Genomic DNA, 13,930 nt, shown 5'->3' with positions numbered 1-13,930 from the left:
AGCAACGGCCCCGCCGGCGGCCACGCCGACCGCGGCGGCACCGCCCCCGGCCACCACGACGACACCCGCCGGGCCGCGGCAGGTCACCTATTCGGTGACCGGCACCAAGGCTCCGGGTGACATCATCTCGGTGACGTACGTCGACGCGTCCGGCCGGTCCCGCACCCAGCACAACGTGTACATCCCGTGGTCGATGACCGTGACACCGATCTCCACGTCCGACGTCGGATCGGTCCAGGCATCCAGCCTGTTCCGGGTCAGCCGGCTCAATTGCTCGATCACCACCAGCGACGGAACGGTGCTGTCGTCGAACAACAGCGACGCACCGCAGACGAGCTGCTGATGGTCAGCAGGTATTCGGCCTACCGGCGTGGTTCGGACAGCATCCCGCCCGACGTCATCGACCGCCTCCTGCTCGGCGCCTGCGCGGCCGTCTGGCTGGTGTTGCTGGGCGTCAGCGTGGCGGCCGCCGTCGCCCTGGTGGATCTCGGCCGGGGCTTCCACAAGACGCCCGGCGGCTCGCACACCTCGTGGGTGTTGTACGCCGTCATCGCGATTTCCGCGCTGATCATCGCCGGGGCGATCCCGGTGCTGCTGCGGGCGCGCCGCATGGGCCTGATCGAGCCGGCGACCCGGCCCGGCGCGGGTGCCGGGCGCACGCCGCACCGGCCCCCGGTGCGCCTGATGGCCCCCGCGCCGCGCACCGCGGCCGAGCGGGCGCGCCAGCCGCGGATGCAGGCGGCGGAGCCGGCGGCGGTTTGGTGGTCGTTATCTCGTCCTGCGGCGGCGGCGCCGACGGGGTGGTCGTGGTGGCGGGGTTGGCCAGCTTGCTGGTGTCTGTGCGGGTGACGAGCAGCGAGACCGAGACCACCAGCGCGATCGCGGCCACGATCGCGGCGATGCCCACCACCCACGGCCAGCGCGGGGCGCGGTGCTCGTCGTCCGCGTCGGCGGACTCGTCGTAGGTGTCGTAGTCGTACAGCCGGAGATCGGCCGGCAGGTAGGGGCCGCTGAGGAAATGCTCGGATTCGGGCGCCGAGTAGGCCCGGGAGTAGGCGTCCGTCTGGCCGGTCTGATCCGCCGGGGCGAGGTGGGCGTCGTCATCGACGGGTTCCGGCTCGTCGTGGGAATCGACGGCCTCGTGTCCCAATTCGTCGCCGGAGTCCGGTTCGTCAGGTTCCCGTCCCGGCGGATTCGGCCCGCTCATAGTTGCCTGCCCTGTTCAACTGCATCACCAGCGCGCGGGGCTCCGCGGGTGCCTCGTTGCGCGCGCGCTTGGGAGTTTCTCATATGCCTGCGCAAACCCTACCGAACCGAACGAAGCGGGATGTCGCGGCAAAGGGGCCACGGATCAACTGATGCCCTGATTGTGACCTTCGAGTCGCAAATCAGTGCTTCTCGGGACCCATGTAGTACTCGAAGACCAATCCGGCCGCGGTGGCGAGGACGAACGCGACCCCCGCCACGATCAGCCACGGCAGCCACAGCGCGATGCCGGTCGCCGCCACCGCGGCCGCCAGCGCGATCAGAATCGGCCACCAGCTGTGCGGCGCATAAAAGCCCAATTCCCCTGCGCCGTCACTGATCTCGGCACCCTCGTAGTCCTCGGGCCGGGTGTCCAGCCGGCGCGCGACGAACCGGAAGAACGTCGCCGTGATCAGCGCCAGGCCACCGGTCAGCGCCAGCGCGGTGGTACCCGCCCACTCCTCACCGCCGTTGGCGTACAGCGCGGTCAGCACCCCGTACAGCACCGCAATCAGGAGGAAGAAAACGGCGATGAATTCGAACAGCCTCGCTTCGATATGCATTGAGCGTCCTCACCTACTGGCTTGTGGTCATTTCACCGCGGCGGGTGTCGAACGGGTGGGTGGACACCGCGACGGGCGACTGCGCGATCGCCTGCAGCGCCTCGGCGTTGTTCTTCCCGGCGATCCGCTGCTGAAGGTAGGCCTTGAAGTCGTTGGGCGGCACCACCCGAACCTCGAAGTTCATCATCGAGTGATACGTCCCGCAAAACTCGGCGCAGTGCCCGACGAACGCGCCGGTCTTGGTGATCTCGTCGACCTGGAACACGTTGACGGAGTTGTTCGCCTGCGGGTTGGGCAGCACGTCGCGCTTGAAAAGGAATTCCGGCACCCAGAAGGTGTGTATGACGTCCGCGGAGGCCAACTGGAACTCGACGCGCTTGCCGGCCGGCAGCACCAGCACCGGAATCTGGGTGGGAGTTCCCAGGGTCTCGACCTTGTCGTAGTTCAGGTAGGTCCGGTCCTGGGGATTGAGCCCGCGCACCGCCCCGACGCGCTCCTCGCCGTGAGCGTCCTTACCTTCGGGCTTGGAGACCATCGCCGCCTTGCGCGCGGGATCGGCGCCGTCGTAGGTCAGCGTGCCGTCGGAGAAGTTGACGCGCTGATACCCGAACTTCCAGTTCCACTGGAAGGCCGTGACGTCGATGACGACCTCGGGGTCCTTGGCCAGATGCGTCATCTTCTCCTGCACCACCACGGTGAAATAGAACAGCACCGAGATGATGAGGAAGGGCGTCACGGTCAACACGAGCTCGAGGGGCATGTTGTAGCCGAACTGCCGCGGCAGCTCGGTGTCGGTGGCCTTCTTCCGGTGGAACGCGGACGACCAGAACATCAGCCCCCACACGATGACCCCGACGACCAGGGAGGCGATCACCGCCCCGACCCACAGCTCCCGGTTGAGGTGCGCCTGCGGGGTGATGCCCTCCGGCCAGCCCATCCCGATCGCCTCCGACCAGCTGCATCCGCTCAGGGTGACCGCCAGCACACCCAGCGTCGCCGCCAGCGCCAGGGGCCGCAAACGGCGGGAAAGGCCCAGGTGGGCGCCCCCGGACCGGCGCTGGACCCTGGCCTGCGACAGACGTTGCGAAGCGACCTGCTCGCGAGGTGTCACGTTGGCGCCTCCTGCTCGGATACCGAATACTACGCAGCGTAGACCACGCCGCTTGCGTCGGCGACGAAACCCCGACCCATCCCGGTGTGCGGCAGCACAACCGGCGGCCAAGTGCGGCATACTGGGGCGCCGTGTGTGGTCTGCTGGCGTTCCTCGCGGCCTCCGCCGGGGGTGATCCGGCCAGGGCCGACGGCGCCATCTCCCGCGCGTCGCACCTGATGCGCCACCGCGGGCCCGACGAGCCGGGCACCTGGGCCGACCCCGGCGCCGACGGCCTGGTGGTGTTCGGCTTCAACCGGCTGTCCATCATCGACATCGCGCATTCGCATCAGCCCCTGCGCTGGGGACCGCCGGAGGCGCCCGACCGCTACGTTCTGGTCTTCAACGGCGAGATCTATAACTACCTCGAGCTGCGCGACGAACTGGCCACCGCGCACGGCGCCGCGTTCGCCACCGACGGCGACGGCGAGGCCATCGTCGCGGGATACCACCACTGGGGCACCGACGTGTTGACCCGGCTGCGGGGCATGTTCGCGTTCGCGTTGTGGGACACCGTGACCCGCGAATTGTTCTGCGCCCGTGACCCGTTCGGCATCAAGCCGCTGTTCATGGCCACCGGCACCGGCGGCACCGCGGTGGCAAGCGAGAAGAAATGCCTGATGGACGTGGCCGAGTTGGTCGGGTTCGACACCGGCATCGACGACCGGGCGGTGCAGCACTACACGGTCCTGCAGTACGTGCCGGAGCCCGAGACGCTGCACCGCGGGGTGCGGCGGCTGGAATCGGGTTGCTACGCCCGCATCCGGCCGGGAATGACGCCGGAGGTCACCCGCTACTTCGTGCCGCGCTTCGCCGCCACCCCGATCACCCGCGACACCGAACAGGCCCGCTACGACGAGATCACCGCGGTGCTCGAGGACTCGGTGGCCAAGCACATGCGTGCCGACGTCACCGTCGGGGCGTTCCTGTCCGGCGGCATCGACTCGACCGCCATCGCGGCGCTGGCCATCCGGCACAACCCGCGGCTGATCACGTTCACCACCGGCTTCGAGCGCGAGGGGTTCTCCGAGATCGACGTCGCCGTGGCCTCGGCCGAGGCGATCGGCGCCCGCCACATCGCCAAAGTCGTCAGCCCGGACGAGTTCGTGGCCGCCCTGCCCGAGATCGTCTGGTATCTCGACGAACCGGTCGCCGACCCGGCGCTGGTGCCGCTGTTCTTCGTCGCCCGCGAGGCCCGCAAGCACGTCAAGGTGGTGCTGTCCGGCGAGGGGGCCGACGAGCTGTTCGGCGGCTACACCATCTACCGGGAGCCGTTGTCGCTCAAGCCTTTTGACTATCTGCCCCGGCCCGTACGGCGGTCGATGGGCAAGGTGTCCAAGCCCCTGCCGGAGGGCATGCGCGGCAAGAGCCTGCTGCACCGCGGCTCGCTGACGCTCGAGGAGCGCTATTACGGCAACGCCCGCAGCTTCTCCGACGCCCAGTTGCGCGACGTGCTGCCGGGGTTCCGCGACGAGTGGACCCACACCGACGTGACCGCAGCGGTCTACGCCGAATCGTCCGGCTGGGACCCGGTGGCCCGCATGCAGCACGTCGACCTGTTCACCTGGCTGCGCGGCGACATCCTGGTCAAGGCCGACAAGATGACGATGGCCAACTCGCTGGAGCTGCGGGTCCCGTTCCTGGATCCCGAGGTGTTCGCCGTCGCCTCCCGGCTGCCCGTCGAGGCCAAGATCACCCGCACCACCACCAAGTACGCGCTGCGGCGCGCGCTGGAGCCGATCGTTCCCGCGCACGTGCTGCACCGGCCCAAGCTCGGCTTCCCGGTGCCGATCCGGCATTGGCTGCGCGCCGGCGAGCTGCTGGAGTGGGCCTATGAGCTGGTGGACTCGTCGCAGGCCGGGCACCTGGTCGACCCGGCCGCGGTGCGCCGGATGCTCGACGAGCACCGAAGCGGCGCAAGCGATCACAGCCGCCGGCTGTGGACGGTGCTCATCTTCATGCTGTGGCACGCGATCTTCGTCGAGCACAGCGTGGTGCCGCAGATCAGCGAGCCCGTCTACCCGGTCCAGCTCTGACCCGGGCTCGCGAGCAGACGCAAAAGGCCCCAATTTCGCTCTGAAATGGGGGCTTTTGCGTCTGCTCGCGGAAGCTAGGCGAGCACTGCGGCGATCTCGGCGGCCGCGTCCTCGCCGTAGGCGCCGGCCAGCCGGGATTTGGCCACCTCGTGGTCCCAGGCCCACTCCTGGGTGCCGACCGACTCCAGCACCAGCACGGCCACCAGCGAGCCCAGCTGCGCCGAACGCTCGAGGCTCAGGCCCGCGCTGCGGCCGGTGAGGAAGCCGGCGCGGAACGCGTCGCCGACGCCGGTGGGGTCGACCTGGCTGGTCTCGGGCACCACGTCGACGTGCGTAGTGGTGCCGTCGGGCTCGACCAGGTCCACGCCCTTGGGGCCCAGCGTGGTCACCCGCAGGTCGACCTGGGCCATCACGTCGGCCTCCGTCCAGCCGGTCTTGGACAGCATCAGGTCCCACTCGTAGTCGTTGGTGAACAGGTACTTGGCGCCGTCGGTGAGCCGGCGGATCTCGTCGCCGGAGAGCCGGGCCAGCTGCTGGGACGGGTCGGCGGCGAAGGGCAGCCCGAGCCTGCGGCACTCGTCGGTGTGCACCTGCATGGCCTCCGGGTCGTTGGCGCCGATGATCACCAGCTCCGGCGTGCCGATGTCGGCGACCACGTCGGCAAGCTTGATGTTGCGGGCCTCCGACATGGCGCCGGGGTAGAACGAGGCGATCTGGGCCATGTCGACGTCGGTGGTGCAGGTGAAGCGGGCCGTGTGCGCCGTCTCGGAGATCAGGACGTTGTCGCAGTTGACGTTGTGGGCCACCAACCATTCGCGGTAGTTGTCGAAGTCGTCGCCCGCCGCGCCGACCAGCGCGACGTCGCCGCCGAGCACACCGATGGCGAAGGCGATGTTGCCCGCGACGCCGCCGCGGTGAATGACCAGGTCGTCGACCAGGAAGCTGAGGGACACCTTCTGCAGATGCTCCGGCAGCAGCTGCTCGGAGAAGCGGCTGGGGAACCGCATCAAATGGTCGGTCGCAATCGAACCAGTCACCGCGATCGTCACGAAGTCTCCATCCGTCGTTAGTAAGGTTATCTAGCTTACTCGGGGGTATCCGGCGCCGTCGCGTCCCGGGTCGGCGCAAAGCCGTGCGCTAGCCTGCCTTACGAACGACTCAAGCAACGCGCCGCCGGGACCCCGGTCTCGGGCCTCCGGGCCCCGGCCCGCCCAATGGTCGCGCCCACCACGGTAGGAGAAACCACATGGCAGGTCCGCACCCGCCGGACCACACCGCCGGCGCAGCCGGACCAACGCCCCACGCCGGGTCCCAGCCGCTCGAATTTCCCCACGAGCCCGCCGCTGCGCCCGATTATGCCGGTCAAGCGCCCCCGATGCCCTACCCGACGGGAAAGCCCAGGCGGCGGCTGCTCATCGGCGCGCTGATGGCCGCCGCGCTGGCGGCCATCCTGACGCTGGCGATCGCCTACGGGGTCCGCACCAACGGGGCCAACACCGGCACCTCGTTCTCCGAGGGCGCGGCCAAGACCGCGATCCAGGGCTACCTCGACGCCCTCGAGCATCGCGACCTCGACGTGATCATGCGCAACGCGCTGTGCGGCATGTACGACGGCGTCCGCGACAAGCGGAGCGACCAGGCGCTGGCCAGAATGAGCAGCGACGCCCTTCGCAAGCAGTTCTCCGACATCCAGCTGATATCGATCGACAAAATCGTCTACCTGTCGCAATACCAGGCTCAGGCGCTGTTCACCATGCGGGTATCCCCCGCGACCGGCGGCCCCGCGCGCGACGACATGCAGGGCATCGCTCAGCTGCTATTCCAGCGCGGCCAGATCATGGTGTGCTCGTACGTGCTCCGCACCGCGGGCTCGTACTAGCGGCGATCGCGAGGGCGGCGAAGCCGGGCGAAGCGGGTCGCCGCCGCGATCGGGACTAGCTGCCCAGCCGGTCAGTTGAACGAGTCACCGCAGGCGCAGGAACCGGTGGCGTTGGGGTTGTCGATCGTGAAGCCCTGCTTCTCGATGGTGTCGACGAAGTCGATGGACGCGCCCTCGACGTAGGGCGCGCTCATCCGGTCCACGGTCAGCGTCACGCCACCGAACTCCGCGGTCAGGTCGCCGTCCAGGGACCGGTCGTCGAAGAACAGGTTGTAACGCAGGCCGGCGCACCCGCCGGGCTGGACCGCGATGCGTAGCGCCAGGTCGTCACGGCCCTCCTGGTCCAGCAGGGACTTCGCCTTGGCAGCGGCGGCTTCGGTGAGGATCACGCCATGCGTCTTGGCGCTCGACTCGTTTTGCACCGTCATTGCTTCTCCTACATAGCTCAGTTGTCGGGCACGACCCGCGCTCATGGTCGGGCACGGCCCGCACGGTGAAAGCCCACTGCCTCAACGGTACATTGCGGGACCGCTATTCCCGAGTCGCGCCGCCACCTCAGAGGCCAAACCCATGAGCTGATTGGCCGCGTCGGCCTGCGCCAACCGCACCGAACCGGCGTAATCCGCGATGGACAGGGCGGACATGATGCCCGACGAGCGAACCGCGGAGTTTTCCAGGCCGACCTGGCCGGCCAGCACGATCACCGGAATACCCAGCGGACGCGCCGATTCCGCGAGGCAGCCGACCACCTTCCCGTGCAGGGACTGCTCGTCGAACCGGCCCTCACCCGTGACGATCATGTCCGCGGTCTCGAGATCGTCGGCCAAGTGGGTGTGTTCGGCGATGATTTCCGCGCCCAACTCACACCGGCCGCCCAGCGCGAGCAGGCCGGCGCCCAGCCCCCCGGCGGCGCCCGCCCCGGGTTCCGAGCTCACGTCCCGCCCGGCCGCCGCCTCCAGTTCGAGCGCCCACGCCTCGAGCCGGACCTCGAGCGCGGCGACGGTGGTGGTGTCCGCACCCTTCTGCGGCCCGAACACCCTGGCCGCGCCCCAAGGGCCCAGCATCGGATATTCGGTGTCCGTGGCGGCGATCAGGTCCACGTTGGTCATCGCCCGGCGCGCATCCTGCAGCCCGCCGAGCTGGGTGATCATCCCCTTCCCGCCATCCGTGCACGCGCTGCCGCCCAACCCGACGACGATCCGGCTCGCACCGACACTCAGCGCCTCGGCGATGAGCTGTCCGACGCCACTGCTGTCGGCCGTCAGCGCCGTCTCCGCGGTGGGAGGACCGCCGAGCAGGGCGAGCCCGCAGGCCTGCGCGCACTCCAAATAGGCGGTGGCGGAGCGGCGGTCGAACACCCACTCGGCGCTCACGGCGGCGCCCAGCGGGCCGCACACCGTCACGCGCCGTTTCTGCCCCAGCCGGCTGGCCAGCACCTCGACGAACCCCGGACCGCCGTCCGACTGCGGGGCGACGATGAACCGATCGCCCGGACGCGACCGGGTCCAGCCGGTCGCGATGGCGGCGGCCGCCTGGACGGCCGACAAGCTACCCCCATAGCAATCCGGCGCGACCAAAACCTGCATGGCAGGCAGCCGGAGACGGCCAGGTGCGAGGCCATTATCCGCGGCCATCGTGCCGTCGCCCATCACAGGTAGCCATTCATCACAGTCAAGCGTAGGTGCAAGCGTCGCGCTGGAGCATGGCCGACAACGACGCATTCCGGGGCCGTTACCGGCTGCTCCCCCAGGCAAGTAACCTGGCCGTTGTGAAATTGATGGGCCGCAAGAAGGGCCGGGAAGACGACCTCGAAGGGGCCGCCGCGGTGACGGCGGGAACCGATGCCGCCGGTTCCGCGGACACCGCGTCGCGCCGGACCGGGCCCAAGGGTCGGCCCACGCCCAAGCGCAGCGCGGCCCGGCGCAACTCGAGGAAGGGCCCGATCGCGCCGGCACCCATGACCTCGGCCGAGGCGCGGGCCCGCCGCAAGTCGCTGGCCGGCCCGAAGCTCAGCCGCGAGGAGCGCCGGGCGGAGAGGACCGCCAGCCGCGCCCGTATGACGGATCGCCGCGAACGCATGATGGCCGGCGAAGAGGCCTACCTGTTGCCGCGCGACCAGGGGCCCGTCAAGCGCTACGTGCGCGACGTGGTGGACTCCCGGCGCAACCTGCTCGGCCTGTTCATGCCGGCGACGGTGTTTTTGCTGGTCGCCTCGATCGGCGTCCCGCAGCTGCAGTTCTACGCCTCCCCCGCGATGCTGCTGCTGATGGTCGTCATGGGCGTCGACGCGGTGATCCTGGGACGTAAAGTCAGCAAGCTGGTGGACGCGAAGTTCCCGAGCAACACCGAAAGCCGCTGGAAACTGGGTCTTTACGCCGCGAGCCGGGCCTCACAGATACGCCGCATGCGGGCGCCCCGGCCCCAGGTCGAGCGCGGCGGCAATGTCGGTTGAGCGGCGCGCGAAAGCCATCTGATCCGGGTGCGCACCCTGGTGCTCGGCGGGATCCGGTGCGGGAAGTCCCGCTGGGCCGAGGAAGCCATCGCGACGGCGCTGCCGCCGGGTGAGCCGGTCCGTTACCTGGCCCCCGCGGTGACGGGCCGCGCCGACGCGGACTGGGCGGACCGGATCGCGCGGCACCGGGACCGCCGGCCCGCGCATTGGTCCACCGTCGAAACCGACGACGTCGCGGCCGAATTGCGCCGGTCGCCGGGCATCCCGACGCTCGTCGACGACCTCGGCGGCTGGCTGACCGCCACGCTGGACCGCAACGACGGGTGGGACCGCGATTCGGTGGCGACCCCTGTCGGCGAACTGCTGGCCGCCGTCGGCGCATTCGGTTCCACGCTGGTGCTGGTCAGCCCGGAGGTCGGGCTGACCGTGGTGCCGGCCACCGCGTCCGGTCGCCGGTTCGCCGACGAGTTGGGCGAGCTCAACCAGCGCGTCGCCGAGTTGTGCGGCCGGGTGGTGCTGGTGGTGGCCGGCCAGGCGGTGCAGATCAAGCCGTCGGGCACCTGATGGAATTCGCGCCAGTCACGCCGCCCGATGCGGGCGCCGCCGCGGCCGCCCGCGCCCGCCAGGACACACTGACCAAGCCGCGCGGCGCCCTGGGCCGCCTCGAGGACCTGTCGGTCTGGGTCGCAGCGTGCCAGGGGCGTTGCCCGCCAAAGCAATTCGAGCGCGCCCGGGTGGTGGTCTTCGCGGGCGACCACGGGGTCGCCCGGTCGGGGGTGTCGGCGTACCCGCCGGAGGTCACCGCCCAGATGGTCGCCAACATCGACGGCGGTGGCGCGGCGATCAACGTGCTCGCCGGCGTTGCCGGCGCCACGGTGCGGGTGGCGGACCTGGCCGTCGACGCCGAGCCGGCCTCCGAGCGGATCGGCGCCCGCAAGGTGCGGCGAGGCAGCGGCGACATCAGGACGCAGGACGCGCTGTCCGAGGGTGAGACCCTCGCCGCGATCGCCGCTGGACGGGGCATCGCCGACGACGAGGTGGACGCCGGCGCCGACCTGCTGATCGCGGGCGACATGGGGATCGGAAACACCACCCCGGCTGCGGTTTTGGTGGCGGCGCTGACCACCGCCGAGCCGGTCGCGGTGGTCGGCTTCGGGACCGGCATCGACGACGCGGGATGGGCGCGCAAGACCGCCGCGGTGCGCGACGCGCTGTTCCGGGCGCGATCGGTGCTGCCCGACCCCGTCGGGCTGCTGCGCTGCTGCGGCGGCGCGGATTTGGCCGCGCTGGCCGGCTTTTGCGCCCAGGCGGCGGTCCGGCGAACGCCGCTGCTGCTCGACGGCATGGCGGTGACCGCGGCGGCGCTGGTGGGCGAGCGGCTGGCGCCCGGAGCGAGGCACTGGTGGCAGGCCGGCCACCGATCGACGGAGCCGGCCCATGAGCTGGCCCTGGCGGCCCTCGAATTGGACCCGATTCTGGACCTGCGCATGCGGCTGGGCGAGGGCACCGGGGCCGCGCTGGCGCTGTCCGTGCTGCGCGCGGCGGTGGCCGTGTTGTCCTCGATGGCGACATTCACCGAGGCCGGCGTGGCCGGCCCGAGCACCCCATCGCAGCCGTGATGCGTTCGGTGGCAACGGCTTTCGCATTTGGAACCGTGCTGCCCGTGCCGGGCGCGCGGAACGCGCCGATGGGCCGCGGCGCGATGACCGCGCTGCCCGTGGTCGGCGCCGCGCTGGGGGCGCTGGCCGCGGGCGTGACATGGTGCGGCGCCGCTGTTTTCGGTCCGCCCAGCCCGCTGCCCGGCGTGCTCGCGGTGGGCGCGCTGCTGCTCGCGACCCGCGGCCTGCACATCGACGGCGTCGCCGACACGGCCGACGGCCTGGGCTGCTACGGCCCGCCCCGGCGGGCACTGGCGGTGATGCGCGACGGGTCGACCGGACCGTTCGGCGTGGCGGCCGTCGTGCTGGTGATCCTGTTGCAGGGGTTGGCCTTCTCGGCGCTGCGACCAGGGACCGTCGTCCTGGCGGTCGTCGCGGGCCGGGTCGCGGCGGTGCTGGCCTGTCGGCGGTCGGTGCCCGCGGCGGAGGGCAGCGCGCTGGGGGCCCGGGTGGCCGGCAGCCAGCCCGCGCCGGTGCTGGCCGCCTGGCTCGCCGCGCTGCTCGCCGTTTCGGTGCTGGCCGGTCCGCGGCCGTGGCAGGGGCCGGTGGCGGTGCTGGTGGCGCTGGGCTGCGGCGCGGTGCTGGCGGCCCACTGCGTGCGCCGGTTCGGCGGCATCACCGGCGACGTGCTGGGCGCCGCGATCGAGCTCACCACGACGGTGTGCGCCGTGGCGCTGGCAGGGCTGGCGCGGGTGGGCTGAGGAATCAGTCGGGCGCGACGGGCAGGCCGGGACACAGCGTCCGATAGCCGACGTCGGGCGACACCCAGTCGCGCCACTGCGTGTGGCTCACGTTGGCAGCGAGCTTGTCGCACAGCATCTTTGGTACGGCCTGCGCGGGCCACAATCGTACGGTGCGGTCCAGGCCGGCCGACGCCACCCGTTGGCCGTCGGGGCCGTAGGCAACACCCCAGACGACGTCGGTATGCCCGGTGAACGGCTCGGCGAGCGGCCGGCCGCTGTCGGCGTTCCACAATCGCACGGTGCGGTCTCTGCCGCCGCTGACCAGGTGGTGTCCGTCCGGACTGAACGCCACGCTCATCACCGCGTCGGTGTGGCCGGTGAGCGGAGCACCGATGGTCTGTCCGGTGTCGGCGTTCCATAATCGCACCGTCTGGTCGGCGCTGGCGCTGGCCAGTCGATGCCCGTCGGGACTGAACGCCACGCTCAACACCGACTGGCCGTGCTCCTTGTGGGCGGGACCGATGGCCCGGCCGGTATCGGCATCCCAGAACTGCACCGTCTGGTTCTGGTTGCCGCTGGCCAGCAGATGCCCGTCGGGGCTGAACGCCACGCTGAAAACGATGCCGGCCTTCGCGGCGAGGGGGGCCCCGGCCGGTCGGCCCGTATCGGCATCCCATAACCGCACCGTCTGGTCGGCGCCGGCGCTGGCCAGTCGATGCCCGTCGGGGCTGAACGCCACGCTGTCGACCGCCCCGGCGTGCCCGTCCAGCGGGGCCCCGATTTGCCGGCCGCTGTCGGCGTCCCACAGCCGAACCGTCCGGTCCGCACCACCGCTGGCCAGCCGATGCCCGTCCGGGCTGAAGGCCACAGCGGGCACCTCGCCGTTGTGCCCCTTCAGCGGCGGCCCGATCGGCCGGCCGGTATCGGCGTCCCATAACCACACCGTGCCGTCGGCGCTGCCGCTGGCAAGCCGATGCCCGTCCGGACTGAAGGCCACTCCCCCCAGCTCGTCACCGCCCGCGAGGGTCTGGCCGAGATTCCATAGCCGCAACGTCTGATCGGCGCTGCCGGTGATCAGCCGGCGCCCGTCAGGGCTGAACGCGACGCCGCTCACCGAGTCGGTGTGGCCGGTGAGCGCGGCACCGATCGTGTGACCGCTGGCGGTATCCCACAACCACACCGTCGTGTCGTCACCCGCGGTGGCCAGCTCCTTCCCGTCGGGACTGAACGCCACCCCGGCAACCGGCGCGGTGTGAGCGCTCAACGGAGCGCCGATCTGTTGGCCGCTGTTGGCATCCCACAACCGCGCCGTGGCATCGTCGCCGCCGCTGGCCAGCCGTTGTCCGTCGGGGCTGAATGCGACGGTCAGCAGCCTGCCGGCGGGCCCGGTGAACGGCGCGCCGGCCTGTTGGCCGGTCGCCGTGTCCCACATCCGCAGCGTGCCGTCGTAGCTGCAGCTGGCGATGCGATGCCCGTCGGGGCTGAACGCCACGCCGGTGACTTTGCCGGTGTGGGCGGCGAGCGGGTTCCCGATCGGTTGGCCGCTGTCGGCGTCCCACAATCGCACCGTGTGATCCCAACTGGCGCTTGCCAACCGGTGCCCGTCCGGGCTGAACGCCACACCGACCACTTCGCCGGTGTGACCGTTCAGAGGGGCACCGATCTGCTGACCCGTGTCGGCATCCCACAACCGCACCGTGTGATCCCAACTGGCGCTTGCCAACCGGTGCCCGTCGGGGCTGAATGCGACGGCGGCCACCGTGTCGGTGTGGCCCTTGAGGGGGTTGCCGACGGGCTGGCCGGTCTCGACGTTCCACAACCGCACCGTGTGTTCGGAGCCGGCGGCGGCGGTGGCGACCCGGTTCCCGTGGGGACTGAATGCGACACCGGTGAGCGGACTTCCGGTGTCGACGATCTTCTGCGTGGCGGTGCGCTGGGCCACCGTGTGCAACAGCGCGCTCTCGTCGGGTGCGGCCAGGGTTCGCGCGGCCAGCAGTTCCGCGAAGGTACGGATATCACCGCCGGCGCGGGCGCCGGCCAGCATGGACTGGGCCTCGGCATCGAGCCGCAGCGCGATGGCTCCGTTGCGCTGCGAAATCGCGTGCTGGCGCTGGACGGCGGCGACGAACGCAGAGATCACCGCTACCACCATCAACAGGGCCAGCGCCGTGATCGCGGCTGCGCGCAGCCGGCGAAACCTGCGCTGCTCACGCAGATCGTCGCCGGCCAACTGATCCTTGGGCTTGCCATGAATCGGCGCCGCC

Annotated in this window: 13 protein-coding genes and 2 pseudogenes; 8 read left to right on the top strand and 7 right to left on the bottom strand. The window is 70.7% G+C overall.

All coding sequences use genetic code 11. The features are described from left to right. On the top strand, positions 1–343 hold a 343-nt coding region (locus A5696_RS26780), incomplete at its 5' end, for an MmpS family transport accessory protein (RefSeq protein ID WP_231964170.1). Beyond that, positions 343–768, top strand: a pseudogene (locus A5696_RS00310) (DUF2561 family protein); the annotation flags it as partial. The gene A5696_RS26780 and the pseudogene A5696_RS00310, both read left to right, overlap by 1 nt. On the opposite strand, the pseudogene A5696_RS28140 reads toward A5696_RS00310, so the two are convergent. The 3 genes and pseudogenes from A5696_RS28140 to A5696_RS00300 form a co-directional block, all read right to left on the bottom strand. Continuing rightward, positions 733–1,207: pseudogene (locus tag A5696_RS28140) on the bottom strand (hypothetical protein); the annotation flags it as partial. The pseudogenes A5696_RS00310 and A5696_RS28140 sit on opposite strands and share 36 nt — an antisense overlap. A 181-nt stretch (positions 1,208–1,388) precedes the next feature. Continuing rightward, positions 1,389–1,808: a cytochrome c oxidase subunit 4 gene (locus tag A5696_RS00305; RefSeq protein ID WP_067871626.1), complete on the bottom strand. Its 420-nt coding sequence runs from the start codon at positions 1,806–1,808 to the stop codon at positions 1,389–1,391. Between the two features lie 13 nt (positions 1,809–1,821). Further along, a complete protein-coding gene (locus tag A5696_RS00300; protein ID WP_082956620.1) occupies positions 1,822–2,919 on the bottom strand; it encodes a cytochrome c oxidase subunit II in 1,098 nt (365 codons plus the stop codon). 131 nt (positions 2,920–3,050) lie between these two features. On the opposite strand from A5696_RS00300, the gene asnB reads away from it, so the two are divergent. Further along, positions 3,051–4,994: an asparagine synthase (glutamine-hydrolyzing) gene (gene asnB / locus A5696_RS00295; RefSeq protein ID WP_067871623.1), complete on the top strand. Its 1,944-nt coding sequence runs from the start codon at positions 3,051–3,053 to the stop codon at positions 4,992–4,994. A 74-nt stretch (positions 4,995–5,068) separates the two neighbouring features. Here asnB and A5696_RS00290 read toward each other — a convergent pair whose 3' ends face one another. Continuing rightward, positions 5,069–6,043: a carbohydrate kinase family protein gene (locus A5696_RS00290; RefSeq protein ID WP_067871619.1), complete on the bottom strand. Its 975-nt coding sequence runs from the start codon at positions 6,041–6,043 to the stop codon at positions 5,069–5,071. Between the two features lie 197 nt (positions 6,044–6,240). Here A5696_RS00290 and A5696_RS00285 point away from each other — a divergent pair, with 197 nt between their 5' ends. Then, positions 6,241–6,873 carry a hypothetical protein gene (locus tag A5696_RS00285; protein WP_067871615.1) on the top strand — a complete coding sequence of 211 codons (633 nt, stop codon included), beginning with the start codon at positions 6,241–6,243 and terminating at the stop codon, positions 6,871–6,873. Positions 6,874–6,944: 71 nt separating this feature from the next. Here A5696_RS00285 and A5696_RS00280 read toward each other — a convergent pair whose 3' ends face one another. After that, positions 6,945–7,301 carry an iron-sulfur cluster assembly accessory protein gene (locus A5696_RS00280; RefSeq protein ID WP_067871612.1) on the bottom strand — a complete coding sequence of 119 codons (357 nt, stop codon included), beginning with the start codon at positions 7,299–7,301 and terminating at the stop codon, positions 6,945–6,947. An 81-nt stretch (positions 7,302–7,382) separates the two neighbouring features. Beyond that, positions 7,383–8,459, bottom strand: a complete 1,077-nt coding sequence (locus A5696_RS00275) for a glycerate kinase (RefSeq protein WP_067871609.1) — start codon at positions 8,457–8,459, stop codon at positions 7,383–7,385. A 182-nt stretch (positions 8,460–8,641) separates the two neighbouring features. Between A5696_RS00275 and A5696_RS00270 the strand changes: the two genes are divergently transcribed. From A5696_RS00270 to A5696_RS00255, 4 genes are read left to right on the top strand one after another with little or no spacing between them, the layout of a single operon-like run. Beyond that, on the top strand, positions 8,642–9,325 hold the full coding sequence (locus A5696_RS00270; protein ID WP_067871634.1) for a DUF3043 domain-containing protein: 684 nt from the start codon (positions 8,642–8,644) through the stop codon (positions 9,323–9,325). 27 nt (positions 9,326–9,352) lie between these two features. Further along, a complete protein-coding gene (locus tag A5696_RS00265) occupies positions 9,353–9,889 on the top strand; it encodes a bifunctional adenosylcobinamide kinase/adenosylcobinamide-phosphate guanylyltransferase (protein WP_067871605.1) in 537 nt (178 codons plus the stop codon). Further along, positions 9,886–10,944: a nicotinate-nucleotide--dimethylbenzimidazole phosphoribosyltransferase gene (cobT, locus tag A5696_RS00260; RefSeq protein WP_197516861.1), complete on the top strand. Its 1,059-nt coding sequence runs from the start codon at positions 9,886–9,888 to the stop codon at positions 10,942–10,944. Before A5696_RS00265 ends, cobT begins: the two co-directional genes overlap by 4 nt. Next, positions 10,941–11,684 (top strand): adenosylcobinamide-GDP ribazoletransferase, encoded by a 744-nt coding sequence (locus A5696_RS00255; protein ID WP_067871598.1) that lies wholly within the window; start codon positions 10,941–10,943, stop codon positions 11,682–11,684. Before cobT ends, A5696_RS00255 begins: the two co-directional genes overlap by 4 nt. A gap of 4 nt (positions 11,685–11,688) precedes the next feature. Here A5696_RS00255 and A5696_RS00250 read toward each other — a convergent pair. Next, positions 11,689–13,930, bottom strand: a 2,242-nt coding sequence (locus A5696_RS00250) for a WD40 repeat domain-containing protein (protein WP_197516860.1), incomplete at its 5' end; no start/stop codon positions are given.

This window comes from Mycobacterium sp. E2699 (assembly GCF_001666745.1).
GTDB lineage: Bacteria > Actinomycetota > Actinomycetes > Mycobacteriales > Mycobacteriaceae > Mycobacterium.
This window is presented reverse-complemented; position numbering and strand designations above follow the sequence as displayed.